9 protein-coding genes are annotated in these 5,044 nt (G+C 47.0%); 2 read left to right on the top strand and 7 right to left on the bottom strand.

All coding sequences use genetic code 11. The features are described from left to right. Positions 1-81: 81 nt before the first annotated feature. The 7 genes from ACED25_RS22915 to ACED25_RS22885 are packed head-to-tail and all read right to left on the bottom strand — an operon-like array spanning position 82 to position 3,414. On the bottom strand, positions 82-294 hold the full coding sequence (locus ACED25_RS22915; RefSeq protein WP_048615176.1) for a hypothetical protein: 213 nt from the start codon (positions 292-294) through the stop codon (positions 82-84). Positions 295-353: 59 nt separating this feature from the next. Further along, positions 354-2,207, bottom strand: coding sequence for a replication endonuclease (locus ACED25_RS22910; RefSeq protein ID WP_371696211.1), 1,854 nt, complete (start codon positions 2,205-2,207; stop codon positions 354-356). A gap of 9 nt (positions 2,208-2,216) precedes the next feature. Beyond that, a complete protein-coding gene (locus ACED25_RS22905; RefSeq protein WP_057623101.1) occupies positions 2,217-2,480 on the bottom strand; it encodes a hypothetical protein in 264 nt (87 codons plus the stop codon). A 5-nt stretch (positions 2,481-2,485) separates the two neighbouring features. Next, entirely contained in the window at positions 2,486-2,734 is a 249-nt protein-coding gene (locus ACED25_RS22900) for a hypothetical protein (protein ID WP_371696209.1), read from the bottom strand. Continuing rightward, positions 2,731-3,000, bottom strand: coding sequence for a hypothetical protein (locus ACED25_RS22895; protein WP_132714742.1), 270 nt, complete (start codon positions 2,998-3,000; stop codon positions 2,731-2,733). The genes ACED25_RS22900 and ACED25_RS22895 overlap by 4 nt, the downstream gene beginning before the upstream one ends. A 4-nt stretch (positions 3,001-3,004) precedes the next feature. Beyond that, a complete protein-coding gene (locus ACED25_RS22890) occupies positions 3,005-3,202 on the bottom strand; it encodes a hypothetical protein (RefSeq protein WP_371696207.1) in 198 nt (65 codons plus the stop codon). Then, positions 3,199-3,414, bottom strand: coding sequence for a hypothetical protein (locus tag ACED25_RS22885; RefSeq protein ID WP_017084672.1), 216 nt, complete (start codon positions 3,412-3,414; stop codon positions 3,199-3,201). The genes ACED25_RS22890 and ACED25_RS22885 overlap by 4 nt, the downstream gene beginning before the upstream one ends. A gap of 121 nt (positions 3,415-3,535) precedes the next feature. Here ACED25_RS22885 and ACED25_RS22880 point away from each other — a divergent pair, with 121 nt between their 5' ends. Together ACED25_RS22880 and ACED25_RS22875 are read left to right on the top strand one after the other, a co-directional pair. Continuing rightward, entirely contained in the window at positions 3,536-3,832 is a 297-nt protein-coding gene (locus tag ACED25_RS22880; RefSeq protein WP_048669588.1) for a helix-turn-helix domain-containing protein, read from the top strand. Between the two features lie 36 nt (positions 3,833-3,868). Then, the gene (locus ACED25_RS22875) at positions 3,869-4,837 is read left to right on the top strand and encodes a tyrosine-type recombinase/integrase (RefSeq protein WP_371696204.1); all 969 of its coding nucleotides are present in this window, start codon (positions 3,869-3,871) and stop codon (positions 4,835-4,837) included. Positions 4,838-5,044 lie beyond the last annotated feature (207 nt).

Genomic DNA, 5,044 nt, shown 5'->3' with positions numbered 1-5,044 from the left:
AGGGCGGCTAAATCTCGCTGACACTCCTCAAGCGATAGTCTTTTCATTGTCTTCCTCTGTCTCTCGACGTTGGCTTCGTGGTTAGTGAGCAGCTCCTAGTACGTGAACATGCTCACCTGCATCCGTAACAAACGGCACGCCCTTGTTAATTGCATTTAAAGCGGCAAGCTCGTTCATTGGAATAAAATTACATTCATGCGATAAGTTTTGTTCGGTGATTAAAATCTGTTCACCGACAACTGGCATATTGTAGCTGTAAAAATAAATCGCTTTAGTGTTGATAGATATGTTCATAAAAGTTCCTGTCTCTCGACGTTAGTTAAAATGCCCCTGATTCACATCGTTGGCGTGGGTTAAGTGACTCCCAACCGTCCGTTGATAAGGCTGAGAGTGGTGTGCTTATCAATGGGGATTCTCGCCCCCATCGACAGCGGTTTGAGTAAGCATTGAACCCCTTTAATGCTCCATCCGGTCACGTCCATTAACGCTTTTTCGAGTGGGGAAATGTCGATTTTCGGGGGTGGGTTACACTTATTTTCAGTGCTCCAAGGGACAGCGCTCCGCGCTTTTTTCCACGCGTCCACATCGCACTTCGCCACCACCGAAAAGTGATCGCGGCAGGTCTCGATCACGTGACCTAACCATTCCAACCCGATCACCCGTTTGGTGGTTTCGCCGTACTGGTTAATCTGCGTTTCATGAGCGAGGCGTAAATCCCCAATGTGCTGGGTAAACTCTTTCCAGCGTGATTTATCCGCATGCTCATGCAGGTCGATTAACGCTTCATCAATCGCCACATCGGCTTTGTTCGCGCGTCTGAGTTGTCGCCACAGACCCACGGCAGGAGAGCCCGATTGTGAAAACTGCTTAATGCCCCAAGCGCTGGCCCACGCTCTGACCGAGACTGCAGTTTCTTCCGCGGCGCCTTTGGGCAGGTGTGCGCCGTTAATGTTTTTGGAGATGTATTTGATGATGTAGCCAGTAGCGCTACCTTTCTTAGGGTTGCAAGGTTTCGCGTGAAAACGGGCTTTGCGTTTCTTTTTGTTGTAGAGCTCGTCGCCATCTTCACTTCGGGCAATCTTCGCACAAATGCGCATGAGCTCGGCTTTGTATTCTGCAGGGCAATAGACAAAGGCATGCAAGTGAGGCGTGCCGTCTTTGTGGGGCTCAGCCACCCGTAGGCCAAACCAAGGAATGTCTTGTTTGGCGAAGTGGGCGCGGGCGAGCCTCCATTGCTCCATCAGGCTTTGATGCGCTTCTTTGACGGTGCAGCCGTTCCACTTAGGTGAATTACGGTGATACTTTGAGGGCAACGTCCAATTGATGAAGACCCCTTCAAATCCCATATCGATGGCCCGCTCTTCATCCCCGCGACTGCGAACCACCAATTCAACGCGGCGGTTTTCAAGGTTCGTTGTCGTGCGAGAGGCCACCTCATCGAGATTGAACTCTTGCAGGGTGTCGTGGTTGATGACCACCATACTTTTCATGAAGGCTTCGGACTCGCGTAATTGCTGCTTGAAGTTGGAGAGAGTCAGGCGCGACACATAGCGATGTTGACTGGGTTGTTCTCCGACATTGCCAAGGGTGACTTGAGCGTGTTCAATGTAGCGCTTGCGAAGGCGTTTGAATTTACGCACTAAGTTTTTAGGATCAATACAACGACGAATCGCGCACTCTAAAAGGATTTCAGCGTCACGAACCGTGAGTGTTTGACCGATATCACGCGTGTCGGCACTCGGAGGCTCAATGAAGACCTTGAGCATCAAGTCTCGGATTTGTTCAAAGGCATAATGCAGGGCGTGGTAGTAATCCGTGGGGCTTTCGGGAATGTCATCAGCGTCTGTCACGGCAATATCATTGATGATATCGACAAAGGCCACGGTGAGTTGAATGGCGAAATTTTTAAGCGCATCATCGCTCATCAATATGTCGTGAGTCAGTTCGAGCGGTTTGGGCTCATGGCTTATGAAACCAAACGGGAATTTTTGGGTAAAGTGGTGGACGACGTTATCCACAAAGCTCACGCGTTCGGTGATGAATAAGGCGAGGTTATGGTCGGTCGGATTGCTGCGCTTTTTCCTCAGCCCTAGTTTAAGTTCTAGATCTTGACGCATCATCACCGGCAGGTGCGCCGTGAGATTGGAGACATACTGACTTAACGATAGATTGATGTTGGGTTGATGGAATCGTTTGTAGGTACTCATAGTCCAACCTTAATTTTTGCCTTTACTCACTGTTCCCCAAGGCTCGATGCAGCCTCGTTCGGTGCAGGTGTAATTCAAGGGTTTAGGCGTCGGTTTAACGCGCTTTTTAATGCCGTGCTTTTCTCTTAGCTTCGATATTAAGAAACGCGCTCTCTCGGTTTTTTCTGGGTCAAAGTCTTTGAGCCCTTCCATGTCGGGGCAGGGCTTGTGGATAGGGTCAGTGATAGGTAAGTCAACACTGGACACGGCCTCTTGGTAAGACACATTTCCCATGAGCATTACTTTGGTAAGTCAGGCCACGGACTGCCTGAATTCATGATGCGATAAATATCCGCTTCATTCTCTTTGTCATTCAGAGAGTCGGCATAGAATCCCCAGTAACGCTTTATCCTTTCCGTTTTTCCGTCTAAGCCGGTATCGAGACACTGAATGAATGCAAATCCGCGTCCTTGGGTTCGGGCAAAGTGGAGCTGGCATTTTGGATGTTTGTTGTCATAGACAAGGTTGTTTTCGGTTTGGACTTTCATTGGGCTAACTCCTTGCAGGGGGCTTCGTTGAATAAGTACATTTTTGTGCAAGCGTCATCGATGGATTGGGCTAAGCGGTGTTCGCCGCTGGTTTCGGCGTAGACGCGTACTTCATGTAAACGCTCAAGAATCGATTCATGAATGAGCTCAGATTGTGCTTGAGTCACTAAGCTTGATGGGGCGCTTTCTTTTAGGCAGTGCATATCTTGGTGATACGCTTCCACCCAAAAGCGGTAAAGGTGTTGAGTGACGTCGGCGTGAGTCATGGGCTTATCCTTGTACGACTATGCGCAAATCACCCTCAAGCGGGATGATGGCAAGGTTGGTGGCCATGAACGACGCAGGGTGACCGGCTCGCTCTTCCATTTCTGACACGGCGTGAGAGAAGTTCGAGGAGTGCTCATTGGCTGGCACGACTTCCACCGGTAGGCATTTTTGGTTTGAGAAGATTTGGACAAGAGGGGTCATGATTTCTTCCTCAATATCGACAGTTTGAATTGTCCCGCTTCCATGCGAGCCGCGAGTTCGACGAGGTCGACATACCGCTTCCCTGCATCGAGTTCTTTTTCCACTTCGGGTAAATCGGCGTTATCGAGACGATCGAGTACCTGTCTTTCACTCATTCCGTGAGAACGTGCAAATAAAGGCACAGACATGAATAACGCGGGCAGCATTGGCATGTGATATCCTCGTAGGTTTGATGATTTTCGTGAAATACACGGAAATAGAGTTACTTATTCTGCTACGTCATTTGTAGTAGTTGGTATTTAAGCTACGTCATATGTAGTAGTGGGGTCAAGTGTGGAATTAGGAAAAAAAATCAAAGCGATACGAATTGCGGAGAGGTTAAGTCAGGAAGAAATGTCACAACTTATTGATATATCAGTAGGAGCTCAGCGAAATTACGAACAAGAAAGAAGAGAACCAAAAGGTGATTTTTTGATGAAGATCACAAAGCATGAGCGCTTCAAAAAGTATACCTATTGGTTGATGACCGATGAAGTTCTCCCTGAGTCGGGCCAGATTAGTCCCGACTTCTCTATACTATCAGAGCTCGGAATTGTCGAAAAAACAACCAGCAACAAGAAACTTGCCTAACGGTTTGCTTGCTTAAATACTATCGATGGGGGAAGAATGATTTTAAAGAAGAATGCGAATTATTATTCAAGTCTGGCCCCTAATCAGGTGTTTGAGAGTGAGCGAAAGGCCATGCAACTTGAGAAGCGATTAGCCTTAAAACTTGAGCGAGAATGCGCGGGCAAGGATTTTCGAACGTTGGATGAATTGATCTCGCTTTGGTATCGAATGCACGGTAAAACGCTACGCGATCATATTCGACTGAGAAAGAGTCTTTATCGAATATCAGAGCGTTTGGGTAACCCCATTGCGAGTGATTTCACCAGTAAAGATTTTGCGCACTATCGAGAGCAACGAAGTATTGAAGTGACGACGACCACGATCAACCGAGAGCATGCCTATCTTAGGGCGATGTTTAACGAGTTGGAGAGGTTAGGGGTGATTGAGTTTGAGAACCCGCTGAGTAAAATTCGTCAGTTCAAAGAGCGTGAAAAAGAGTTGAGGTATTTGGATCATGATGAGATCGCAAGGCTATTGGGTTCTTGTCAAACAGTCAGCAATCGGTCTTTGGTGTTTATCGTGAAAACTTGCTTAGCAACGGGTGCTAGGTGGGGAGAGGCGGAAAGTCTAAAGCCCTCACAAATCAAAAATAATCAGATCACGTTTTTGAATACCAAATCATCCAAGAATCGTACCGTGCCGATTAATCAAACGCTTTATGATGAACTCACCGCTCTTGAGTCTATCAGTGAAGAGAGGATGTTTTTAAACAGCTTATCGGCTTTTCGAAAGGCGGTTTCAGAAGCAAATATTGACTTACCGAAAGGGCAAATGACTCACGTTCTACGTCATACCTTTGCGAGTCATTATGTGATGAGCGGCGGCAATATTGTGAAGTTAAGAGATGTACTGGGTCATAGTGAAATCACAACAACCATGCGTTATGCGCATCTAGCCCCTGAACATTTAGAAGAGACTTTGATGCTGAATCCTTTGAATCAGCATCAAAAACCGACTGATTCTTAACTCGTTTGTCCCAGAGTATTGCGGCATAACACGTCTCTGGACAATAATGTGTCAGTGCTTTTGCTTAATTAGCAAACCATCAATAACTACAGGTATGGTAAATTGTTAACTTCGTTCCCATTTTAAATGCCTATAGACAAGAGTTATTAAGCGCGCACTCCTACCTCCTATTCAAATACACTTACTTGCTCTTGCAAACATGCCCAC

The organism is Vibrio sp. 1F263 (assembly GCF_041439035.1).
GTDB classification, from domain to species: domain Bacteria; phylum Pseudomonadota; class Gammaproteobacteria; order Enterobacterales; family Vibrionaceae; genus Vibrio; species Vibrio tasmaniensis_A.
The sequence above is the reverse complement of the archived record's forward strand: the minus strand, read 5'-3'. Positions and strand labels throughout refer to the sequence as shown.

What these genes read in the sequence shown, in the direction of transcription:
- ACED25_RS22915 (WP_048615176.1), bottom strand. Translation starts at nt 294, where the DNA reads ATGAACATATCTATCAACACTAAAGCGATTTATTTTTACAGCTACAAT.
- ACED25_RS22910 (WP_371696211.1), bottom strand. Translation starts at nt 2,207, where the DNA reads ATGAGTACCTACAAACGATTCCATCAACCCAACATCAATCTATCGTTA.
- ACED25_RS22905 (WP_057623101.1), bottom strand. Translation starts at nt 2,480, where the DNA reads ATGGGAAATGTGTCTTACCAAGAGGCCGTGTCCAGTGTTGACTTACCT.
- ACED25_RS22900 (WP_371696209.1), bottom strand. Translation starts at nt 2,734, where the DNA reads ATGAAAGTCCAAACCGAAAACAACCTTGTCTATGACAACAAACATCCA.
- ACED25_RS22895 (WP_132714742.1), bottom strand. Translation starts at nt 3,000, where the DNA reads ATGACTCACGCCGACGTCACTCAACACCTTTACCGCTTTTGGGTGGAA.
- ACED25_RS22890 (WP_371696207.1), bottom strand. Translation starts at nt 3,202, where the DNA reads ATGACCCCTCTTGTCCAAATCTTCTCAAACCAAAAATGCCTACCGGTG.
- ACED25_RS22885 (WP_017084672.1), bottom strand. Translation starts at nt 3,414, where the DNA reads ATGCCAATGCTGCCCGCGTTATTCATGTCTGTGCCTTTATTTGCACGT.
- ACED25_RS22875 (WP_371696204.1), top strand. Translation starts at nt 3,869, where the DNA reads ATGATTTTAAAGAAGAATGCGAATTATTATTCAAGTCTGGCCCCTAAT.